At 39.7% G+C, this 20,776-nt stretch carries 18 protein-coding genes; 3 read left to right on the top strand and 15 right to left on the bottom strand.

Annotation, left to right across the window (positions count from 1 at the left end; translation table 11 throughout):
- Nucleotides 1-16: 16 nt before the first annotated feature.
- The 9 genes from CH362_RS14525 to rsmH all read right to left on the bottom strand — a co-directional run bounded on the left by CH362_RS14525 (nucleotide 17) and on the right by rsmH (nucleotide 9,935).
- On the bottom strand, nucleotides 17-1,129 hold the full coding sequence (locus tag CH362_RS14525; protein ID WP_100711047.1) for a glycosyltransferase: 1,113 nt from the start codon (nucleotides 1,127-1,129) through the stop codon (nucleotides 17-19).
- Between the two features lie 45 nt (nucleotides 1,130-1,174).
- Nucleotides 1,175-2,164, bottom strand: coding sequence for a glycosyltransferase family 2 protein (locus CH362_RS14520; protein WP_244280598.1), 990 nt, complete (start codon nucleotides 2,162-2,164; stop codon nucleotides 1,175-1,177).
- 107 nt (nucleotides 2,165-2,271) lie between these two features.
- Complete coding sequence (gene murC, locus CH362_RS14515) at nucleotides 2,272-3,666, bottom strand: UDP-N-acetylmuramate--L-alanine ligase (protein WP_100711046.1); 1,395 nt, start codon at nucleotides 3,664-3,666, stop codon at nucleotides 2,272-2,274.
- Nucleotides 3,666-4,742 (bottom strand): UDP-N-acetylglucosamine--N-acetylmuramyl-(pentapeptide) pyrophosphoryl-undecaprenol N-acetylglucosamine transferase, encoded by a 1,077-nt coding sequence (locus CH362_RS14510; RefSeq protein WP_100711045.1) that lies wholly within the window; start codon nucleotides 4,740-4,742, stop codon nucleotides 3,666-3,668. The genes murC and CH362_RS14510 overlap by 1 nt, the downstream gene beginning before the upstream one ends.
- Nucleotides 4,739-5,890, bottom strand: a complete 1,152-nt coding sequence (locus CH362_RS14505; protein ID WP_100711044.1) for an FtsW/RodA/SpoVE family cell cycle protein — start codon at nucleotides 5,888-5,890, stop codon at nucleotides 4,739-4,741. The genes CH362_RS14510 and CH362_RS14505 overlap by 4 nt, the downstream gene beginning before the upstream one ends.
- Complete coding sequence (mraY, locus tag CH362_RS14500; protein ID WP_100711043.1) at nucleotides 5,887-6,999, bottom strand: phospho-N-acetylmuramoyl-pentapeptide-transferase; 1,113 nt, start codon at nucleotides 6,997-6,999, stop codon at nucleotides 5,887-5,889. Before mraY ends, CH362_RS14505 begins: the two co-directional genes overlap by 4 nt.
- Before the next feature lie 152 nt (nucleotides 7,000-7,151).
- Entirely contained in the window at nucleotides 7,152-8,654 is a 1,503-nt protein-coding gene (locus CH362_RS14495; RefSeq protein ID WP_208859591.1) for a UDP-N-acetylmuramoyl-L-alanyl-D-glutamate--2,6-diaminopimelate ligase, read from the bottom strand.
- A complete protein-coding gene (locus CH362_RS14490; protein ID WP_100711041.1) occupies nucleotides 8,620-8,979 on the bottom strand; it encodes an FtsB/FtsL family cell division protein in 360 nt (119 codons plus the stop codon). Before CH362_RS14490 ends, CH362_RS14495 begins: the two co-directional genes overlap by 35 nt.
- On the bottom strand, nucleotides 8,976-9,935 hold the full coding sequence (gene rsmH / locus CH362_RS14485; protein ID WP_100711040.1) for a 16S rRNA (cytosine(1402)-N(4))-methyltransferase RsmH: 960 nt from the start codon (nucleotides 9,933-9,935) through the stop codon (nucleotides 8,976-8,978). Before rsmH ends, CH362_RS14490 begins: the two co-directional genes overlap by 4 nt.
- Nucleotides 9,936-10,180: 245 nt before the next feature.
- Here rsmH and CH362_RS14480 point away from each other — a divergent pair, with 245 nt between their 5' ends.
- Both CH362_RS14480 and CH362_RS14475 read left to right on the top strand, forming a co-directional pair.
- Nucleotides 10,181-12,175, top strand: coding sequence for a methyl-accepting chemotaxis protein (locus tag CH362_RS14480; RefSeq protein WP_100711039.1), 1,995 nt, complete (start codon nucleotides 10,181-10,183; stop codon nucleotides 12,173-12,175).
- 22 nt (nucleotides 12,176-12,197) lie between these two features.
- On the top strand, nucleotides 12,198-14,189 hold the full coding sequence (locus CH362_RS14475) for a methyl-accepting chemotaxis protein (protein ID WP_100711038.1): 1,992 nt from the start codon (nucleotides 12,198-12,200) through the stop codon (nucleotides 14,187-14,189).
- A 26-nt stretch (nucleotides 14,190-14,215) separates the two neighbouring features.
- On the opposite strand, the gene CH362_RS14470 is transcribed toward CH362_RS14475, so the two are convergent.
- The 3 genes from CH362_RS14470 to CH362_RS14460 are packed head-to-tail and all read right to left on the bottom strand — an operon-like array spanning nucleotide 14,216 to nucleotide 15,735.
- Nucleotides 14,216-14,566, bottom strand: coding sequence for a rhodanese-like domain-containing protein (locus CH362_RS14470; RefSeq protein WP_100711139.1), 351 nt, complete (start codon nucleotides 14,564-14,566; stop codon nucleotides 14,216-14,218).
- A 20-nt stretch (nucleotides 14,567-14,586) separates the two neighbouring features.
- Entirely contained in the window at nucleotides 14,587-15,462 is an 876-nt protein-coding gene (locus tag CH362_RS14465; RefSeq protein ID WP_100711037.1) for a CheR family methyltransferase, read from the bottom strand.
- A gap of 3 nt (nucleotides 15,463-15,465) precedes the next feature.
- The gene (locus tag CH362_RS14460; RefSeq protein WP_100711138.1) at nucleotides 15,466-15,735 is read right to left on the bottom strand and encodes an STAS domain-containing protein; all 270 of its coding nucleotides are present in this window, start codon (nucleotides 15,733-15,735) and stop codon (nucleotides 15,466-15,468) included.
- A gap of 176 nt (nucleotides 15,736-15,911) precedes the next feature.
- Between CH362_RS14460 and CH362_RS14450 the strand changes: the two genes are divergently transcribed.
- Nucleotides 15,912-16,661: a menaquinone biosynthetic enzyme MqnA/MqnD family protein gene (locus CH362_RS14450; protein WP_100711035.1), complete on the top strand. Its 750-nt coding sequence runs from the start codon at nucleotides 15,912-15,914 to the stop codon at nucleotides 16,659-16,661.
- Nucleotides 16,662-16,684: 23 nt separating this feature from the next.
- Here CH362_RS14450 and CH362_RS14445 read toward each other — a convergent pair whose 3' ends face one another.
- The 3 genes from CH362_RS14445 to CH362_RS14435 all read right to left on the bottom strand — a co-directional run bounded on the left by CH362_RS14445 (nucleotide 16,685) and on the right by CH362_RS14435 (nucleotide 20,715).
- Nucleotides 16,685-17,359 (bottom strand): LIC11874 family lipoprotein, encoded by a 675-nt coding sequence (locus CH362_RS14445; RefSeq protein ID WP_100711034.1) that lies wholly within the window; start codon nucleotides 17,357-17,359, stop codon nucleotides 16,685-16,687.
- Nucleotides 17,360-17,442: 83 nt separating this feature from the next.
- Nucleotides 17,443-18,798, bottom strand: coding sequence for an ammonium transporter (locus CH362_RS14440; protein WP_100711137.1), 1,356 nt, complete (start codon nucleotides 18,796-18,798; stop codon nucleotides 17,443-17,445).
- A gap of 60 nt (nucleotides 18,799-18,858) precedes the next feature.
- Nucleotides 18,859-20,715 (bottom strand): SpoIIE family protein phosphatase, encoded by a 1,857-nt coding sequence (locus CH362_RS14435; RefSeq protein ID WP_100711033.1) that lies wholly within the window; start codon nucleotides 20,713-20,715, stop codon nucleotides 18,859-18,861.
- Nucleotides 20,716-20,776: the final 61 nt, after the last annotated feature.

The raw sequence follows: 20,776 nt of genomic DNA, 5'->3' as shown, positions 1-20,776 counted from the left end.
TGATTCAAATCCTCTTTTATTCATTCTTTTCTTTTATAAATTTGATCAAACTTTGTGCAAGATAGTCCCAAGTTAATTTTTCTTTAAACTTCCGGATACCAGCTCTCATAGATGATAACTTATTACGATCTAATTCCGAAATTTTCTGAGATAGATCTGAAAGAGAATTAGGCTGTATTAAAAAACCGGTTTCATTTTCTTTAACAACATCTATAAACCCGCCTACCCTAGTTGCTAATATTGGACGCTCATAATTGTATGCGATAGTAGCCACTCCACTACCGGATGCGGTGCGATAAGGTAAAACAATAATATCTGCTCTATCAAAATATTCAGCAGCTTCTTGATCACTTGTATAAGTAAGATGAAATTCTACATTTTTAAGATTCAATTTTTCTGCTTCTTGTATGATCTTATCCGGGTTTTCCCAAGGCTCTCCCACTACAGTAAGATAAATATCCGGATCATTCAGTTTAGCCAAAGAACTTAATAATAGATCCAGACCTTTATACGGACGAATAAATCCAAAAAAGAGTAATTCCAATTTCCCTCGTTTGCCTAATGTTTTTTTAGCAGGAGGAAATTGTTGATAGATAGGATGCAAAATTTTCAGAACGGGTTTATTTGGAAATTTAGAGAGCAAAAGTTTTTCATGTTCTGTTGAATGAACTATATACCCATTTGATTGAGACAGCAGGAACCAACTTAATTTACGCTTCCAAAACTTAGCGTCGTGATCAGTCAAGTTATGACATAAGAATAATGTCGTTATCCCTCGTTTTCGCAAACGATATGAAATATATGCAAACGCTGGCGCCCAGAAGATCGTCCACCAATTTAAAATGACTGTCTTTATTCCTTCTTGAATAATAGAATCAGCGGCATTTTTCCAACTAAATGGATTATAACAATCTAATGTGTATTCGACTCCTTCTTCTGAAACGATATCAGAAAAAGGATCCTTATCTGATTTTCCGGGATATAAAAAACCAGGATATTGTCTGCTGAATGAAATTGTTTTTAATACACATTCTTTTTCTAAAGATCTTTTTAAAAAAGTAGTATATTGCGCGATACCTCCCCTATACGGAAGAACAGGACCAAGTAAGGCAATAGAGGAGGATTTCATATTTATAAAGCTTTATCTTATTTACGGAAAGGCTTTCGGAAGAACTCAATTATTACGAAGTTTTATTTTCCTAATATTATCTGCATTCAGTTCCGATTGTTTCCGAAAATGTGATTTCTTTTCATAGTACAAAGTCTCTTCGTTCAATTTCCGATTCATTCCTATTAGAAAGGCGAGAATCCCGGAAACTAAAAATAATCCGGATATAATCACTAACACCACAGCAAATAGCAAAGATTGCACATGCCCTTTTCCAATTCCTAAATAGAAAAAGATCAGAAACCGGATCGCAATCGCTAATGCAGGAATAAAAGTAGTAATAGCCAAGACACCGAAAAACTGAAAGGGTCTATATATAATTAATAACCTTACTAAAGAAGTTCCGGATTTCCACATATGTTGGAAAATGTTTTTAAACAATCTGGATTTTCTAGTTGGTGGATTCGTAGGGATCGGAATAGAAGAAACTGCAAGATCCATTTTGACTGCTTGCACGATCGTATCTAAAACATAAGAAAACTTAGTAGTTACATTTAGCCTTAAAAGACTTTCTCTGGAATATGCCCTAAATCCAGAAACAGTGTCTGGAATATCAGTGCCGATTAAATTCCGAACAACCAGATTTCCGAACCATTGTAGAGTTTTCTTTAAGGGAGAAAAATATTCTACCTTCCAAGGCACTCTGTTTCCGATGGCAATGTCTACAGAACCTGCCATGACTGGCTTGATTAAATCAGGAATATAGGAAGAAGGATATTGATTGTCCGCGTCTGTATTTACGAAAATGTCCGCACCACTTTCCAGAGCAGCTTCTACACCGGACTTGAACGCTCTGCCCAATCCTAAGTTCTTTTTGTGAGAAATAATTTTACAACCGTATGCAGCGGCGATCTCTGAGGTACGGTCGGTAGAACCGTCATCTACGATTTGAACTTCTATCGTTTTGATACCAGGGATCTTTTTGGGGATCTCGGCAAGCACCGTAGAAAGAGTTTTTTCCTCGTTATAGCAAGGGATATTGATTACTAACTTCATTCTACTACTTGTCAGAATGCGGGATTTTCGCGATTCGTCCAATACTTTTTAGATGTATTGCTCTTTGCATAAGTATAATAAGTGTATTAGAAATTCTAAAATAGAATTTAGGAATTCAAGAGTTCCAGTCCCCAGTCCCGAACATTCCCCGCTCCTAAACTTACAAAAACATCGCCTGACTTAAGAAGGTCCTTTAATATAGAAAGATCTTCCGCGAGATTTCCCGAAAGGATTTTGGGTCTTATCCTCATTTTGTCTGCGATTAATTCGGAAGAAACTCCAGGAATCGGATCTTCTCCGGCGGAATAGATTGGAAGAAGTAGAACTGTCTCCACTTGGTCCAAACTTTTGGCGAAGTCCTGAAATAAGTTTTTGGTCCGAGTATATCTATGAGGCTGGAATAGGATCACAGGTTTTCCTCTTCCTCCAGATAACTCCCGAATAGAAGAAAGAACTGCTTGGACCTCAGTGGGATGATGCCCGTAGTCATCATAAATATCCACACCATTCTTATTTCCGATATACTCTAATCTACGTTTGACTCCAGCATATTCAGAAACAGACCTTGCGGCCTCTTTAGGATCTGCTCCTAAAGAATAGGCAGCAAGAACTCCTGCAAGTGAATTCGTAAGATAATGTTTTCCTGGAAATCTGGAGCTGATCTCGAATTCTTTTCCATCTAAATAGAATATAAGTTTATTATTTTCTATTTTATAATGTACTAATTTTCTAAAATCTTTCGACTTAGTGTTCTCTTCCGAAGAAGTAAAACCGAAAATTTTTGATTTGTCTTGCACTAACCCAAGGCAATCCGCAATTCCAGGATCATCCGAATCCAAAACCACGGTCTCGGTTCCGGAAGAAATAAACTTAGAAAATGCTTCTAATAATTTTTCTCGAGTATGATAGAAGTCCAGATGGTCCTCATCAATATTCGTGAGGATACGCACTTGGGCTTTATGATTTAAGAATGTTCCATCCGATTCATCTGATTCGAAAACTCCAATCTTACCAGAAGAAAATCTCCCACCCACTCCATTTAAAAAGGAAACATCACCGCCTACCATTACGGAAGGAGAATATCCAAGATCATTGAGTATATGAGCGGTCATCGCAGTCGTTGTAGTTTTCCCGTGAGAACCTCCAACTGCAATACAAGTCAGATGCTCGAAACAAAGATGCAAAACTTCTGATCTATGAAAGAATCGGATCCCTTTTTGTTTAAAGAACATCGCAATAGGATGCGAATCCAAACGAATGGCAGAAGAATAAATAGCTGCATCATATTCAATATTCTCTCCCAGATCGGAAAGTTTGGAGAATATTTTTACATCCTTCTTCTCTAAGTTTTCAGTTATCTGACTTTTTTTACCGTCATAACCTGAAACTTCGAAACCAGCATCTGCTAATATATGAGCAAGACTGGACATACCGGAACCACCGATACCAAGAAAAAAAGGTTTAGAAAATCCTAATCTCTGTTGAATAGATCCGTTTCCCATTATTTAGTATTTTCGAAGAAAAAACTGGCGGTTTCAGTAGATGCCTCTACATGAGAACATTCTAATGATCTAATAGACATTTCGTTTAGAAGCTCAGGCTTCTCCGCATACTCGTTCAGGATGCGGAATAATTTGCTTTCATCCTCGTCTCGTTGTTCGAGTAAAGCGGCCGCCCCATTTGCTTCCATATACTTTGCATTCGCAGTCTGGTGATCATCCTTTGCGAAGGGATAAGGAATGAGTATCATAGGAAGTGCATAAGCTGCGCATTCCGAAAGAACTCCAGAACCAGAACGAGCAATTACTAGGTTCGCCCAATCGTAATGTTCAGCCATATTATCCGAATAAGAGATAAGATCCGCATCCTTAGTTTTCTTAGAAACCTCGTCGTATAATGCAGTCCCGGTGAGCATCCTAAAACGGAATCTTTCCTGGATCACTTCGTGTTTCATAAGGTTGACTACCATATTATTGATCTGTCTTGCTCCCTGAGAACCACCCATTACTAAAACGTTAAATTGTTTTTTCTTTTTAGGATCCCATTTATCACTGAACTTCAAAGCAAGTTTAGGGATAGTTTTAGATCTTAAAGGATTTCCTAATATTTCCCAACTGCAGGAAACTTTTGTGTCTTTAGGTGGAAAGCTGAATGCAACCTTATCTGCAAATCTAAAGAAGATACGATTTACTTTTCCAGGAATACAATTCTGTTCACATAGATACAGTTTTTTGCCAAATATCACCGCGTATAGAAGAGCTGGTACACTTGAATATCCACCCATTCCCACAACTGCATCTACACCAAGTTGTCTAAACTTGATCCAAGACTTTAGAAGTTGGAATACGTATCTAAAAGGTAATAAAAGAATATTTCCGGAAAGAGAAGGAGTATTATGCCAGACCACTTCGCAAGGAGCTTGTTTCAGATCTGGATTATCCTTATTTCGGATAAGAGAATGTAGAAAAACGTTAGAAATATCTAAAGAATCTTTTCGACTTACAAGACTTTCTGCGAGAGCGACCCCAGGAGAAATATGGCCTCCTGTGCCCCCTGCTGCGATTAAAACCGATCTCATACGCCTATGTTTTCTTTTCTGGTTATATTGACAAGGATTCCGAAGGCCGCCAAAACCACGAGAAGTGAAGATCCTCCGTAGCTCATAAAAGGTAAGCTGATCCCTGTGATCGGAAATAATCCAGTTACTACATAACTATTAATAACGAATTGGGTCCCCAAAATAAAAAGTAAGCCTGCTCCTAGATAAAAACCGAATGGGTCCTCTACTCTTTTGAGAAGAACATACACTCTAGAAAGAAGTATCATCACTAAAGCAAAGAAAAATAAAAAGCCTATAAATCCAAAGTCCTCTACATAGGTAGCAAGAACGAAGTCAGTATGACTATAAGTTAGATATCTATGCGCATATCCGCTGGCCAATTTATTTCCGAACCAGCCTCCATCCAAAAATGCTCTGAAAGAGGTAACTAACTGGTGGCCTTCATCGTAACGAAAACGATATGGATCTAACCAAACTTCCATTCTTTTTCTTCTATAGCCTACTTGGCTGATCAGAAGATAAGCTAAAGGAAGAGATACCAAACCTACAAGAAGAAGGTTCCTAACTGGAAATCCAAATAAGAATACAAAAGCTATCACCACAAATAAAATTTCCATCGTGGTTCCGAAAGCAGGCTCTGCCAGGATCAAGATCAAAACTGCGAGTAATAAAACTGCAGGAAGAATAAACTTTTTAGGATCTCTAGTCTCTTTTAGTTTCAGTTTTACGATTAAAGAAGATAGATAAACTACCACTGCCAACTTAGCGATCTCAGAAGGTTGTAACTGATACGGCCCTATCCCGATCCATCTATGGAAGTTTCTTCCATAGTAAGTCCCTACGGATTTTCCAACTCCTGGAATAAAGACTAAAATTAAAAGTAAAACGCTGACTATAATTCCGCCTAACGCGAATCTTTCTAAACGTTTATAAGGAAAATTTGCAAAGAAGAAAAATACTATAAGGCCAATGGTCGCCCAAGCTAATTGTTTTTTCAGAAAATATTCGGAGTCTTGGAATTCTCTCCATGCGGTGACGGAGGAACTGGAATACATCACACATATTCCAAAAAGTAAAAGAAAGAATACGGATGCAACTAGGACCAGATCGAAAGGGGAACCGGGAGATTCCCAAAAATCTTTGAACCTTCTCCCGAGTGCCTTCATTGTATTTTTAAGCTAGATAAGGAGATGATCGCAAGAATGATTGCTGCGATCCAGAAACGGATGACAACCTTTGTTTCAGGAACTCCTCCCAATTCAAAATGGTGATGTAAAGGGGCCATTCTGAAAATTCTCTTTTGGGTCAGCTTAAAAGAGCCAACTTGTAAGATTACAGACAGAGACTCTGCAACAAAAATCCCGCCTAAGATGACTAGTAAGATTTCCTTCTTCAACATTACACAAGTGAGTCCGATGGTTGCACCCAAGAATAATGATCCAGTATCTCCCATGAATACTTGCGCAGGATGACTATTGAACCAAAGAAATCCGATCAATGCTCCAGTTAATGCAGCAAGAAACACACTATATTCATGAGCATGAGGAAGATAAGGAATATTTAGATAATTTGCAGCAACTGGTGTTCCAGAAACATATGCGATCAATCCGAGAGTCCCAACTACAATCCCTGCAGTTCCACCAGCAAGGCCGTCCAAGCCGTCAGTTAGGTTTACTCCATGAGAAGATCCTAATATTACTAAAATAGAAAATGGGATCGCAAAATATCCCCAAGACAAAATAGGCCCTTTTACGAAAGGTAAGAATAGATCCGTTAAATGGAACAGGATTTTACCAGTAGTACCCTTTGGCGCTTCTCCAGTAGAATATAAGAACACTACACAAAAGATCACAGCTAAAACCACAGAAACTGCAAATTTAGTGCGAGCCCTCATTCCACCCTTGATCTTTTTTACAGATTTCATGTAATCATCTATAAATCCTAAAGCAGCAAAAGAAACAGAACATGCGAGCAACAGAAGAATATTAGAATTTCTTAAATTTCCCCAAAGAAGAACGGATACAACCAAGGCTGATACGATCATCAGACCACCCATTGTTGGAGTTCCAGATTTAGCGCTATGAGATTTTGGCCCGTCGTCCCTTACACTTTCTCTAAATTTTAATCCATGTAAGAAATCGATCACCCTTCCCCCAAACCAAAAAGTCAGGAACATAGAAGTCAATCCCGCCATCAAAGCACGGACAGTTACATAGCTGAAAAGTCTTAAGGAATCTAGGTCTTGGAAAAATCTTTCGTATAAAAAATAAAACATATCGTTTCTAGGAAGACAGATTCGCCCGCGCTAAGTACGAGTAAACGTAAAAAAGAAAATCTTCTTCTCTGACTTAATTATCGACGTAAGCCAGGATCTGAGACATTTTTTTTGTATTTAGATCCAGCGCATGCCGGTTAGAGGATTTGCAACTAGATACCGAATGCCTTCCGGATCTCTTCTCCGTCGTCAAAATGCCTTTTATCTCGGCCTATGATCTGGTAGTCTTCGTGCCCCTTTCCAGCTACAAGAAGACATCCCCCCTCTTTTAAGTGAGAGATCCCATAAAGGATTGCTTTCGCTCTATCTACTTCTCTAAGCATCAAAGAATATCCGACAGGAAAACCGGCCTGTACATCATCTAAGATACTTTCCGGGTCTTCTGTTCTTGGGTTATCTGAAGTGAGTATTACCTGATCCGCAAGTTCGCCCGCTATCTTCGCCATCTTAGGACGTTTGGTTTTATCTCTATCCCCTCCACATCCGAAAAGTGCAACAAGCTGCTTTGGTTTGGATTCTCGGATACTTTTTAAAATATTTTCCAAAGCATCTGGAGTATGAGCATAGTCTACGACAGCCATACGAGATTTATCTTTGCTATAATAGATCTGAAATCTTCCCGGGATTTGAGGAATACTTTCCAAGGCAGATAGAAGTGACTTTTTCTCCCAACCTAAACCGAGTGCGGTCACAAAAGAAAGTGCAGTGTTCCTAACATTAAATCCGCCCAAAAGATTGGTGCTGATATTTGTATCTCCACCCCAATCATCCGAAAGTCTAATCTGGTAAGAAGTTTTTTCCAAAGAGAAACTTTCCGAATGGATCTCAAATTCTCCTGAACTTCTTCCAAGAGAGAAAATTTTTAGATTCGGAGAAGAAGTCTCTACGACAGATTTAAAATCTTTTCCACCCGGAGCATCCGAATCTATAACGCCAAAAGTTTCGGGATTTAAAGCTACTGAAGAAAACAGAAGTGCCTTACTATTCAGATAATCTTCCATGTCCGGATGAAAATCCAAATGATCCTGAGTGAGATTGGAGAATACTCCTACTTTAAAATGGACCCCGTTTGTTCTTCCTAGTTTTAATCCGTGAGAACTCGCTTCCATAAAAACATATTCCACTCCTGAATCATACATTTCTTTCAGAATGGATTGAAGACTACTTGCATCTGGAGTGGTGTATCCTGTATCAGATAAAACACCTTTGAATTTAACGCCAGTTGTCCCGATGATCCCACAGGATTTTCCTTGAGATTCTCCTAGATAAGCTAAGATATGAGTTAAAGAAGTTTTACCATTAGTTCCGGTAACTCCTATCACTTTCAGTTTAGAAGAAGGGTCCCCTAAAATTATAGATGCAATCGGACCAGCCAGACTTTCTGGATCAAGATCAGTCTTAAGAACGATCTTATTTTCTAATTTCGGGATTTTTAATTTAGATCCTATTAATATATATTTAGAAGAAGAAGTCTTAGCATATTCTGCTCCTTTATCACCCGAAGAATCAGGAAGACAGAATAGATCATTCGGTTCTAATTTTCTGGAATCTGTGCGGACAAAATTAAAGTTTTCATCCGGAGTGTAAGATCCTGATATTATTTTAATATCTGGAAAAAGATTAAGGAGCTCTGAAAGTTTCAAGTTCCGCCTCATTTCTTTCTGGAGGAAGAGTCACTGTAATGATCCGATCTCCCACTGTGATCGGTAAATAATGATATGTTTTACGATACAACGCTTCTATCCTGCGTGCAGAAGTATACGTTGCCATTCCGATCTTTAAATCATCATTTTTCTTTAAAAGTTTTTCTTTTTCTAGGGAAGCAATTGCGAGTTCTCTATTTAATCTAGAAACCTGAACATTCTGCCAAACAAATAGAAGTGCGATACTAAATGGAGTTATAATCCAACCAAATATTCTAAATAAAAAACCTAGATCAGGCCAAAGACGGATGGACAAAAATTCTGAAACCCTGCTCATTCTTCATCGTCCTCCTCTTCTTCTTCAGTATCGGTAGGAAGTGATTTATGTATGACACGTAATTTTGCAGAACGAGACGCAGGATTTTCTTTTGTTTCTGCATCCGATGGAAGAGCTGGTTTTTTAGTCAGAAGTTTAGCTTCTCCGCCTCTTGCATAATCTCTGAATAAGTTTTTAATGATCCTATCTTCCAAAGAATGAAAAGAGATGACTTGTAATAGTCCACCTTTTGCGACCAGATCTAAAAGTTTTTTAACCCCGATCTCTATATGAAGAAGTTCCTGATTTACTTCTATCCTTAAAGCCTGGAAAACTCTTGTAGCAGGATGTCTTCCTGGAGGCCAAAATTTTCTAGGAATCACTCTAGAAACCAATTGTGCAAGATCTCCTGAGTAACCGATCCGAGAATGTCTTCTTCTTTCTAAGATCGCTTCTACGATCTTCTTGGTCCAACGCTCTTCCCCATACTCGTAAAAAATTTTACTCAGAGCTTTTTCGGGATAAGTATTGATTACATCTTCTGCAGAAATACCACCGGAAGAAGAAAGTCTCATATCTAAAGGTTCATTCTCTCTAAAACTGAAACCCCTACCTGCATGTAATAGATGAAATGTAGAAATTCCCAAATCTAAAAGGATACCATCGGGAGGATTGGAAACACCGTGGCTGTTCAAGAATTCGGAGTCAAGGTCCGAAAAATTGGCTTCGATAGGAATAACTCTCGAAGAATACGCGGAAAGTCTTGTTTGGGCCCTGGATAACATGACCGAGTCTCGATCTACCAAAACCAATTTAGAATTGGGGAATTGTTCTAAGAGTAGAAGACTATGTCCTCCTTCTCCCGCTGTTCCGTCCAAAAAAAGGAGTTCTCGGTCCTTATCGAATACAGAAAGGAAGAAGGAAATGATCTCCCGATAGAGCACCGAATAATGGACAGGTTCCAATTCGTTTTCCAAGTTCTACCCGCTTATCCAAAAGGCAACCAAGAACCGGGCCAATTCTTATATAATCCGAAGTAAGTAAGGTTACAAACCCTCTAACACGAACGCACTAAAGTCTTGACTACTCTACTTTACTAGATACAATTCCCCTTCTCCTTAAATAAAAATCGCTCTGGTGACAAAGGTCTGAAAGGAATTGTCCGATTAGGCCGACGAATTATTGTATCTCTTAGCCTCTTCAGGAAGGCCTTATTATAGGTATGCAAAAAAGCAGTTTAAAGTTCATTCTTCTAGGCGCAGGCATCGTTATTCTTACTGTACTAACGTTATTGATCTCGGGCAATGCCTACTATTTCGGTCAGAAAAAGATCACAGAAAATCACTTAAACCAAATGCAAAATGTGGTAGCGGTGGTTGCCCAAGAGTTCGATGCATTCTTACTCTCTCATACGAATGTGGCTAAAACGTTAGCCGCTGACCCAAGAGCAATACAAACAGCACTTACAGGAAAACCAATCGCTGGCGACCTTCTCAAAGATGTACACCAAAGGTATGGGATTTACGAAAACGTCTTCGTAATGAGCTTGGATGGACAAAAAAGAATTTTAGCAGATAGTTTAGATGGAAAGTCTCTAGGTTATAAGGCCCAAGGAGATGAGCTAAAAGAAAACATAATCGCAGTACAAGAAGGAAAACATTACTTAGGATCGCCACAAAAATCTCCAATCACTGGACTTCCTGTTGCAGTGATCTCTGTCCCAATTCGTAACGGTGCAAATATTGTCGGAATATTGAATATAGCTCTCTCTTTCGAAGATGTTTCCGAAAAAGTAATAAATAAGATCCGCATTGGAGAACAAGGTTACGTTTCCGTAATGAGCCAAGCCGGTTTGGTGATCGCCCATCCTAAAAAAGAAATGATCATGAACCTGAATGTGGCTAAAGAAGATTACGGGAAAAAAATGTTGGAATTGAAAAGTGGAGAAATTTTTGAATTCACTTTCAAAGGAGCAGATCGTTATTCCACGATTTCTAGATTGGACCAATGGAGAATGTCGGTAATTGCAATCCAACCTAAAACAGAGATCAGAGAAGCGCTTGGAGAATTATTACTTTCTATAGGAATTATCAGTTTAGCCACAGTAGGTATTTCCATTTTCTTACTTTATGTTCTTCTAAAGAAGAGATTAGATCCATTAGAAAATGCTAGTAAACTTTTCCAAATAATGGCCCAAGGTGATCTGACTTCGGACATTCAAGTTGTGTATAACGACGAGATCGGTATAATGAGTGCAGATTTGAATTCTTTTATAGCAAGTCTTAGATCTTCTCTCAAGGATATCCAAAGGATTGCAATGGAGCTTGCGTCTTCCGCGGAAGAATTAACAGTTTCTTCTCAGAGTTTTGCTACCGGCGCTCAATCTACAGCGGCTTCTTCCGAACAAATGTCAGCTACTGTAGAAGAGATGTCGGCAGGTATGGAAAATATTTCCTCGGTAACCGATAGGCAATATTCGAATATATTAGAATTTCATACTAAAATAAAAGAACTATCTTCCGGCGTTAGAAAGATAGGCTCTGAGATCAAAAACACTTTACAGATCGCCGAATCCATCTCCCAAGAAGCAAAAAAAGGAGAAAGTTCACTTACCGGAATGAGTAATATGATAGAAAATATCCTGAAATCTTCCGGCGAAATGAAATCTATCATCGGGATCATCAATGATATCTCTGATCAAACTCAACTTCTCGCTTTGAACGCTGCGATAGAAGCTGCAAGAGCAGGTGAAGCAGGAAAAGGATTCGCAGTAGTTGCAGAAGAGATCTCCAAACTTTCAGTCAAAACGGCTTCTTCTATCAAATCGATTGGAGAGATGATCAATAAAAATAACTCCGAATTGGATGAGGGTGCCAAAGGGATCCGCTCTTCCGTTGAGATACTGCATAGTATTATCAAAAACGTGGACTCAGTCGGCGAGGCGATGAATCATCTATTCGAGATCACTTCTGCCCAAGAATCTGTGAACAGATCTGTGGATGAACAATCTGATCGTGTTGGAACAGAAGCAGAAGGTGTCAAACTCGCAACTGACGAACAAAAAAGAGCAGTAAGAGAGATCGCTCAGGTAATCACTCAGATCAATGAGCATACTTTAAATACTGCATCCGGTTCAGAACAAATGTCATCATCTGCTCAGAACCTCGCAACGACTGCGGAAGTGCTGAAAAATATAACCGAAAAATTTAAAATATAATCCGATCCCGGTTCAACTCATAATGCAAAGAAACAGTTTAAAGATCATTATTCTCGCAGTAAGCACAATTACTATAGTTCTACTTACAGTTGGGATTTCCTCCTTCGCGTACTTTACAGCAAAAAAATATGTGGAAGAAGCTTATATAGACGAGATGAAGAAGATCTCGAAACTCGCGGGAAAACATATCAAATTTTTCTTCGATCAACAAGCCACCTTGGCGGAATTCGTTAATTCTAACGCCCCATTCGTCAAAGCTACTATCGCAAGAGATAAGGGAAATTTGAACCCAACTCTCGCAAACGTATTCAAAAAATATGATACTTATGAGAACGTATTCTTATCCACTCCGGAAGAAAATCCCTTAGTATTCGCAGATGCCACAGGAAAAGCGATCAATTTCCGCTGGGGAGGAACAGGCTTTGATGCGAATATCAAAGCTGCATTAGAAGGAAAAAATCTTTTAAGTAAGGTAAATCCTTCTCCCGTAACAGGAGAAGCAGTTGCAGTTCTTACAGTTCCGACCAAAGACGGAAACCAAGTAGTAGGTATTTTAGGGTTTGCAATCTCTCTCAGTAAAATGACAGAAGCAATTGTTAGCGGGATCACAATTGGATCGGACGGATATATCGCAATCACTGACATGTATGGAGTGGTTGTAGGACATCCAGATAAATCCCTTATCCTAAAACTCGATCTGAGCAAAACGGATTGGGGCAAAAAATTAATGACCCTTCCTTCAGAAGAGCATATGGAGTATTTTTTCAAAAAAGATAAAATCGCCACTGTTTACGATGTTCCCGAATACGGCCTAAGAGTTTCTGCAGTAGTATCCAAGGACGAACTTGCAGAAGTGGTTCATCAAATGTTATTTAGGATCATCGCATTTGCTCTCGTCTTCTTAATCGTCTCTATATTCATTATTTATAAAATAGTAAATATTCGCCTTCATCCTTTACAGGAAGCAAGGGAATTATTCCGCGCCATGTCTAGTGGAGACCTTACGGCAAGTCTAAAAATTTACCATGAGGATGAGATAGGAGATCTAAGTAAGGACACTAACTCATTCTTAGAAAGCCTTAGAACTTCAGTAAGGGATATTCAGAAGATCTCCCAAGAACTTGCGGCTTCTGCGGAAGAATTATCTGCGAGTTCGGAAAACTTCTCCAATGGAGCCCAATCCACAGCAGCCTCTACAGAAGAAATGTCTGCCACAGTAGAGGAGATGTCTGCGGGGATGGATAATATTTCCGGCTCCATATACAACCAGTACAAGAATATTTCTGAATTCCAGGTCAAGATCACTGAACTTTCTCAAAGTGTGAATCAGATCGGCAACGAGGTCCAGTCCACCTTGAATATGGCAAAGTCCATTTCTCTCCAGGCAAAAAAGGGAGAAGAATCTCTTTCCGGAATGAATGCGATGATCTCGAATATTCTGAAATCATCTGGGGAAATGACCGCGATCATAGGGATCATCAATGATATCTCTGAACAAACTCAACTTCTGGCACTGAACGCGGCGATAGAGGCAGCAAGAGCGGGAGAAGCAGGAAAAGGATTCGCAGTGGTTGCAGAAGAGATTTCCAAACTTTCAGAAAAAACAGCGTCTTCTATCAAATCTATTTCTGCGATGATCAATAAAAACACAGGAGAATTAGATAGCGGAGCAAAAGGAATACAAGCATCTACAGAGATCATTCATGCGATCATCCGAAATGTAGATCAGGTTTCTGATGCGATGGATAGATTATATTCTATCACAGGTTCTCAGACGGATATAAACCAAGCTGTAACGGATAACGCAGGAAAAGTAAGGACTGAGTCGGAAGCGGTAAAATTAGCTACGGACGAACAGAAAAAAGCAGTTTCAGAAATTTCTCAGGTGATCATGCAGATCAACGAGCATACGATCAATACTGCATCCGGAGCGGAACAAATGTCCTCTTCCTCCAGAAACCTATCGAATACAGCGGAGATACTCAAAAATATCTCTGAAAAATTCAAACTCTAATCGTTTAGGAAATTAAACTAAAAGATTCACTCAGAAACAGCGGAGAATAGACGGTCTATTCTCCCTGCGTCTCTTACTTGAGAAAAACCTTCTTCTTCTAAGAATGTTTTTGCTCTCAAGCTACGTCCACCCGATTGGCAATACAGAATGATTTGTTTATCCTTAGAGCCTAACTCGTCAATTCTCAAAGGCAAACTATCGATTGGGATATTTACCGCTCCAGGAAAATGACGTTTTTCATATTCACTAGGATTTCTTACATCCACAACTAGAGCGCCCTTCTCTACCCATTCTGCGAGTTCTTTATCTTCTCTATTCTTGCAGGAAGAAAAAGAAAAAAGAGAAATAATTAGAAAAACATAAAATGTTTTGAACATAAAATTTTCTCCAACCAATATCAAATTTTAGGTTTTTTCTGATAAACAGTATGACCTAAGAACTTATATGCTTCTGAAATCCCAAAAAGAGTTTCAGAATGGCCTATCACCAAAAGACCTCTGTCCTTCAAAACATGCTCGAAGTTCTCAAAAATTTTCTTTTGAGTAGGCTTATCGAAATATATAATCACATTTCTGCAAAAAATACAATCCACCTTCTCCCTTATCGGATAAGGAGTTTCCAAAAGATTTACCTTATGGAATTCGATCATAGATTTGATCTCAGGTTTTACCTGGTAAGTATCCTGATTTTTTCCGGAAAGATCTTTCACTTTTAGAAAATATCTTTTTTTAAGAGCCTCACTCACAGGCTCCAAACGATCCGCTTTATAAATACCTTCTTGAGCGGTTTGTACCACATTTGTGTCGATATCGGATGCGTGTATTTTAATGTCCCAACCTGGCTTATGCATAAAATATTCCGCACAAGTTACAGCGATTGTATAAGGTTCCTCGCCCGTCGAACAAGCACTAGACCAGATACGAAGCTGTTTTTTTCCGGACTTCAAGGCCTTCTCCTCTACTGAAGGGAAGAAGGTATCTTTCAAAAATTCGAAATGGTGATTTTCTCTGAAAAAATCAGTTTTGTTGGTGGTGATACGATTGATGAGTTCAGTAAGTTCGCTTTGAAAAAACTTACGGTCGGCTTGCAGTCCTCGGATATATTCCGAAACATTCTGCATCTTATGCATTCTTGCCCTGGAATTCAACCTGGATTGGACCATTATCTTTTTATGATCCGCCAAGAATATTCCGGTTTCCTTATACATCAAATCCTTGATGAATTTGAACTCTTCGTCTGTGATCTGAGAGAAACTGGAAAAATTATCATCCATATATCAGCGAATACCTAATGCTTGGTCCAGAGAAACTAACTTAATAATTTCCAGTAATTTAGGACTGACATTGATCGTTTCCAAAAGTACACCCTGGCCTCGGAGACGATTTGCAAAAGCAACCAGGCTCCCTAAAGCGACCGAGGTAAGCACTTGCACTCCATCCAAATCCAAAATTACAGAAGCAGGATTCCCTTCTACATGAGAATTCAAATAGGCACGCAAAGCCTCATGATCACCATTTAGGATCTCATAATCTACTTTGATCAGCATCGGTTTTGACGGACTCATTCCATAGATTGGACGAACAGGTCCCTACCTCGGAATACAGTCGGGAAACAGCCTGGAAAAGGAAAGGAAAAACTAATTTTTCTGGCTAGGAAGGGATATATCGTTTTTCTGGTAAATAGGCTAAAAAAACGGATCTTTTTTCTGGAAAAAAACAAAAAGTGAGAATCGGAATCGTCAAACACCTGAATGCGCGCCCCCTAACCTGGGGATTCGAGCAGAATTCAGAGCATAAAGTCGTACCAGAAAATCCCTCCCTCTTAAAGGATTATCTATTACGCGGCCTGGTAGATGTTGGATTAATATCCTCCATCGAATGTGTCCGAAACTCGGACGTACTTTCAGTTTCTATGAAAGTCGGAGTCTGTGCCTCCAAACAAGTTCGCTCCATTAAGTTTTTCAAAAATAAAAAAGAACCTTACCCTCCTTACAGAATTCTCACAGACAACGGTTCCAGGACCAGCATGGCCCTGGTAAGAGTATTAGTACATAATGATTCTGGAAAATTGCCAGAAGTGGCTCCTACAGATCCAAAGATCATTAAAGAAGAAATTTCTATAGGCCGAGGTTCCCATATGCTTTTCGGGGACAACGCGTTATTTGCAGAATGGGATCCGGATGTTTATGAAGTAAAAGATCTGGCAGAATGGTGGTATGAAACCACAGGAACTTCTTTTATCTTCGCACTCTGGGCTTCCAAAAAGCCTTTGGAATTACCCGACAGCTTCTATGAGGATTCTCTAAAGTACGGTCTGGCACATATCGAAGATATCATCCAAAAGGAATCCAGACTTCCTACCGATCTGGTCAGAACCTATCTCACCCAAGAACTACATTACGAAATAACGGATAGCGACCGAAAAGGCTTTGAATTATTTGGCAAGTATTGTAGCGAACTGGGGATTTTGTAAGTACCCAATCTCCACTTAAAAACTTAAAAAACGAATGTAATCCTGTAATCCCAGGACTTGTTCCCGAACTTCTCCACAGTGTCAGCTAAAGGCAATCTATAAGCTAGTCTTCCTAAACTTTGTTCTCCACGGTTTGTATAACAAACAGAAGTGATTGGAAAATTCACTTTGAAGTTAAGCGCATTTCCGCGGATCAATCTCAAAGTTTCGCTTAAGACCTTTTTCTCTCCGTCCATCTGCATGGACTCCAAAGATTTGCTGATAGAAGGAAATTCTCTTTTGATATAGATCGTATTCGCCTTCTCTTTTTTGATCTGAACATTTCCAAGAAGCACATTCTCTAACTGAGAAATATCAGTAAAATCCACCTTATAAGTGACCTTTGCTTTTTCGCGGAATACTCCAGGTTCTGCTTCAGAACTTTCTAATTTTTGGAAGGTATAATCTTTTAGTACGAGGCTTTTGGAAAAAAATCCTTTGTTCAATCTGTTCTGTATTTCTTCTTTTCTGGTGGGAAGGAATTTGATCAAAGATTCTTCCGACTTACGTTTAGTTGGAACCACATAAGAGATTTCCAAAGTTCCGCTTAGATTAGAATTGATAGTCAGAGTTTCTTCATATTCGAAACAGCCGAAAAAAAGAAAACAGAGTAAGAAAAGCGATTTTTGGAAGAAGCGGATGGAAAAACCCGAACGCATACCTCAATTCGGGCGGAACCTTTCTTTTCGTCAACGTAAAAGAAAACCCCCACAGTCACCTGCGGAGGTTTTCGTAAGTCCGATTATTTGGAAATTGGATACGCTTCGTTTCCGTGTTCCAGAATATCCAGACCTTGGATCTCTTCGTCTTCTGAAACTCGTAGACCGATGGTGAATCTGAGTCCTAAGAAAATCAGTAAACTTGCTCCGAATGCCCAAACAAATCCGAGCCCCACACCTTGTAGCTGGACCAATAACTGCTCAATCCCGCCACCGAAGAATAAACCATTCACTCCGCCAAAAGCCTGTTCTGCGAATAGACCCACAGCAATAGTTCCCCAAGCTCCACAAACTCCGTGAACAGAAACTGCTCCCACAGGATCATCCACTTTGATCTTATCAAAGAATAAAACGCTGAATACTACAAGCACCCCGCCAACGAGTCCAATGATGATCGCAGAACTGATACTTACGTTTGCACAAGGAGCTGTGATTGAAACAAGTCCTGCCAAAGCACCATTCAAAGAAAGACCTATATCAGGTTTTTTGAAAAGTATCCAAGTTACCACCATAGAAGAAACTGCACCTGCAGCTGCCGCAAAGTTAGTCGTAACTGCGATAATAGCGAAAGTTCCTCCACCTACTGAAGTAGTAGATCCAGGGTTAAATCCGAACCAACCCAACCATAAAATGAAAACTCCAAGAGCTGCAATCGTCATGTTATGACCTAAGATCGGAAGAACTTTCCCATCCTGGTATTTTCCGATACGAGGCCCAAGAACTATTGTTCCGGCAAGTCCAGCCCATCCACCCACTGAGTGAACTATAGTGGAGCCTGCAAAATCTATAAATCCTGCCTCTACCAAATAACCTTTGTTATCCGGGTTGAATAAGTTGGACCAACCTACTGAACCGAAGATTGGATACACAAAAGCTGTGATCAATACGGAGAAGATTACATAATCTACGAACTTGGTTCTTTCTGCCATGGCTCCCGAAACGATGGTAGCAGCAGTTCCAGCAAACACCAATTGGAAGATGAAGAATGTAAACTTACTTGGATCAGGTTTTCCATCCACCATCAAAAGACTATCAGCCAAGGATATAGAACCGAATCCGATACCACTAATGATCTGAGGTCCGAACATGATCGAAAATCCGATCAACCAGTACGCCAAAGAACCTAAGGAAAAGTCCATGAAGTTCTTCATTAGAATATTTACTGTATTTTTTGCTCTTGTAAACCCGGCCTCGACTAAAGCGAAACCTGCCTGCATAAAAAATACTAAAAAGCCCGCGATACAGGTCCATAACCAATTCGTTTCATCTCTTAAAGTTGCGACTGCGCTTAACGCGGATTCAGCAGTCACAGGATTGGCTTCGTCAGCCCAAATTCCGCTCGAGGCAAAGGCGAGCGTAAGTAATATCAATATGCGCATATGTTTTCCTAAATCTCCTATATATTTTTTGAACACGATTCCTGAACTTCGCTTTATCGATTAAACCGCTTCTTTCCTTTGTTCCGAAACGACTACATCTCCTGATTTTCTTTTTACTAGTTCCTCCAACTTTTTAAGGGAAATTTTTAGATACTCGTTCGTAGGCGCACTTTTGATCCCTTGTTGCAGGACCTTGATCGCCTTAGGAGTTTCATTATCTTTCAAATAACATCTAGCTAATCTTAAGCTGGACTTTGCGTATGTATGATCGATCGCGAGAGAACGTTTTAATGCTCTCTTTGCTTCTGGAATATTCTCCAGTTCGTAATACGCTCTTCCTAAAAGATAATGGATATGCTCGGATTCTTCTCCGCTGGTTTTGATATATTTCTCTAAGAACTGTACGCTCTTTTCGAAATTTCTATCTCTGTAATACATTTTTCCGAGAAGGACCAAACTGTCTTTGAGAGACTCGTCCATAGAGAATACTTCCAGTGCCTTGTCGTAAGCTACTTGGTCTTTTTTTGCTTTCGCAGCTGACTTTGCTAAAGAGAGCAATGTTTTAGCTTTTCCAAGTTCTGGATTGCATTGGAGTGCAAGTAAAGAAACGTCATCTCCGTTTCTCATATCTCCTTTATATCTTTTGAATCTTCCGATCAAAGAACCTACCAGGTCGGCAACATAGATCTTATCTCTTTGTTCTTCAATGGTTGATTTTTCTTGGCGGATCCATTCTATAAAACGTTGATTCCCTAACTCTTGGCGCTGTTCATTCTTCTGCTCGGTAATACCGTCAGTAGGTAAGAATAAAATATCTCCAGGTAAGATCCTTCCGTGTTTCTCTTCGAAATTACTTCTTTCTACTTCGAAGATACCAAGAGGAACACCTTGGGTGTCTAGCTCTTCTATCCTTCCATGACCGTTATGGTAATGTAGCATTTTTTGGTGAGCTGCATTCACATAAGAGTAAGTATAGTCGCTATAAACTTTCAGAATGAAAGCAGTGAAATAAGTTCCATCCGGAAGCTGTGGCCGGATGGATTCACCCAACTCGGCCAAAGTTTCGGATAGTCCCATACCAAGGGAAGTACAACGTTGGAATTGGTAGTGGATGGACATTGTGACTAACGCGGCAGGAATACCGTGTCCAGATACATCCACTATGATTGCGGTGATCGAGTTTCCTTGTCGGACCACATTAAAATAGTCTCCAGAAACTTCAGTCATCGGTTCATAATAAGTTCCGAAATGTAAACCATTCCAAGGAGCAATCGTAGTCTCTACGATCTGGCTTTGGACGTTACGGCCCATTCTCATATCCCATTCCAATTGTTTTAGGATCTGAGCCTCTCTTTCATTCGCATGAACCAAACCTTGGATCAGACGAACACTTGTGATTGCAAGGGCAAGCTGGGAGCCGAGTGCTTCTAAAATTTCGAGATCGTCTTCTCTGTAGAAAAATTCTGTGTCCGATTCTACAGCGATAGTACCAAGACAATCTTCTTTGTACATGATCGGAACGCACATAACTGCTCGAGTAGTTTCTCCCTCGTCTATGTATTCCGCGTGATGTGTTAAGTCTTGTATAAGCAAAGGCATACGAGTCTTAAAAGTGAATCCCGAATAACCTTCATCTTGACTGAGGTCTCTGCGAGGCGGAATTGTTTCCTTAAAGAAGCGAGAAGGAACCAAAAGATTTCCTCTCCACATCCTGAGAGTGGTATTATCACACTCAAAGATATCCTTACAGAGGCTTATTACGATATCGTAAAGTTCCTCTTCCTTATCCGCGTTTGCAAATTCCTTACTGATATAAAGAAGGATATCGATCTTATTTTTTTCGGTTAAACCGCCGACAACCTTCCTTGCACCTCGGAAGCTAACTACTTTTCTTTGCCCAAATTTGAGTTCTATCATGGTCAAGCACCTCTACGTATCCGATTCTTTTTCTCTTTGGATTCGTTTCGCTCTACCCAGA

The sequence above is a fragment of the Leptospira saintgironsiae genome, assembly GCF_002811765.1.
In the GTDB taxonomy this organism is placed as follows: domain Bacteria; phylum Spirochaetota; class Leptospiria; order Leptospirales; family Leptospiraceae; genus Leptospira_B; species Leptospira_B saintgironsiae.
This window is presented reverse-complemented; position numbering and strand designations above follow the sequence as displayed.

What these genes read in the sequence shown, in the direction of transcription:
- CH362_RS14460 (WP_100711138.1), bottom strand. Translation starts at nt 15,735, where the DNA reads ATGCTGATCAAAGTAGATTATGAGATCCTAAATGGTGATCATGAGGCT.
- CH362_RS14445 (WP_100711034.1), bottom strand. Translation starts at nt 17,359, where the DNA reads ATGCGTTCGGGTTTTTCCATCCGCTTCTTCCAAAAATCGCTTTTCTTA.
- CH362_RS14440 (WP_100711137.1), bottom strand. Translation starts at nt 18,798, where the DNA reads ATGCGCATATTGATATTACTTACGCTCGCCTTTGCCTCGAGCGGAATT.
- CH362_RS14490 (WP_100711041.1), bottom strand. Translation starts at nt 8,979, where the DNA reads ATGAGCAGGGTTTCAGAATTTTTGTCCATCCGTCTTTGGCCTGATCTA.
- murC (WP_100711046.1), bottom strand. Translation starts at nt 3,666, where the DNA reads ATGGGAAACGGATCTATTCAACAGAGATTAGGATTTTCTAAACCTTTT.
- CH362_RS14480 (WP_100711039.1), top strand. Translation starts at nt 10,181, where the DNA reads ATGCAAAAAAGCAGTTTAAAGTTCATTCTTCTAGGCGCAGGCATCGTT.
- CH362_RS14505 (WP_100711044.1), bottom strand. Translation starts at nt 5,890, where the DNA reads ATGAAGGCACTCGGGAGAAGGTTCAAAGATTTTTGGGAATCTCCCGGT.
- mraY (WP_100711043.1), bottom strand. Translation starts at nt 6,999, where the DNA reads ATGTTTTATTTTTTATACGAAAGATTTTTCCAAGACCTAGATTCCTTA.
- CH362_RS14495 (WP_208859591.1), bottom strand. Translation starts at nt 8,654, where the DNA reads ATGAGGCGGAACTTGAAACTTTCAGAGCTCCTTAATCTTTTTCCAGAT.
- CH362_RS14510 (WP_100711045.1), bottom strand. Translation starts at nt 4,742, where the DNA reads ATGAGATCGGTTTTAATCGCAGCAGGGGGCACAGGAGGCCATATTTCT.
- CH362_RS14470 (WP_100711139.1), bottom strand. Translation starts at nt 14,566, where the DNA reads ATGTTCAAAACATTTTATGTTTTTCTAATTATTTCTCTTTTTTCTTTT.
- CH362_RS14475 (WP_100711038.1), top strand. Translation starts at nt 12,198, where the DNA reads ATGCAAAGAAACAGTTTAAAGATCATTATTCTCGCAGTAAGCACAATT.
- CH362_RS14435 (WP_100711033.1), bottom strand. Translation starts at nt 20,715, where the DNA reads ATGATAGAACTCAAATTTGGGCAAAGAAAAGTAGTTAGCTTCCGAGGT.
- CH362_RS14520 (WP_244280598.1), bottom strand. Translation starts at nt 2,164, where the DNA reads ATGAAGTTAGTAATCAATATCCCTTGCTATAACGAGGAAAAAACTCTT.
- CH362_RS14525 (WP_100711047.1), bottom strand. Translation starts at nt 1,129, where the DNA reads ATGAAATCCTCCTCTATTGCCTTACTTGGTCCTGTTCTTCCGTATAGG.
- CH362_RS14465 (WP_100711037.1), bottom strand. Translation starts at nt 15,462, where the DNA reads ATGGATGATAATTTTTCCAGTTTCTCTCAGATCACAGACGAAGAGTTC.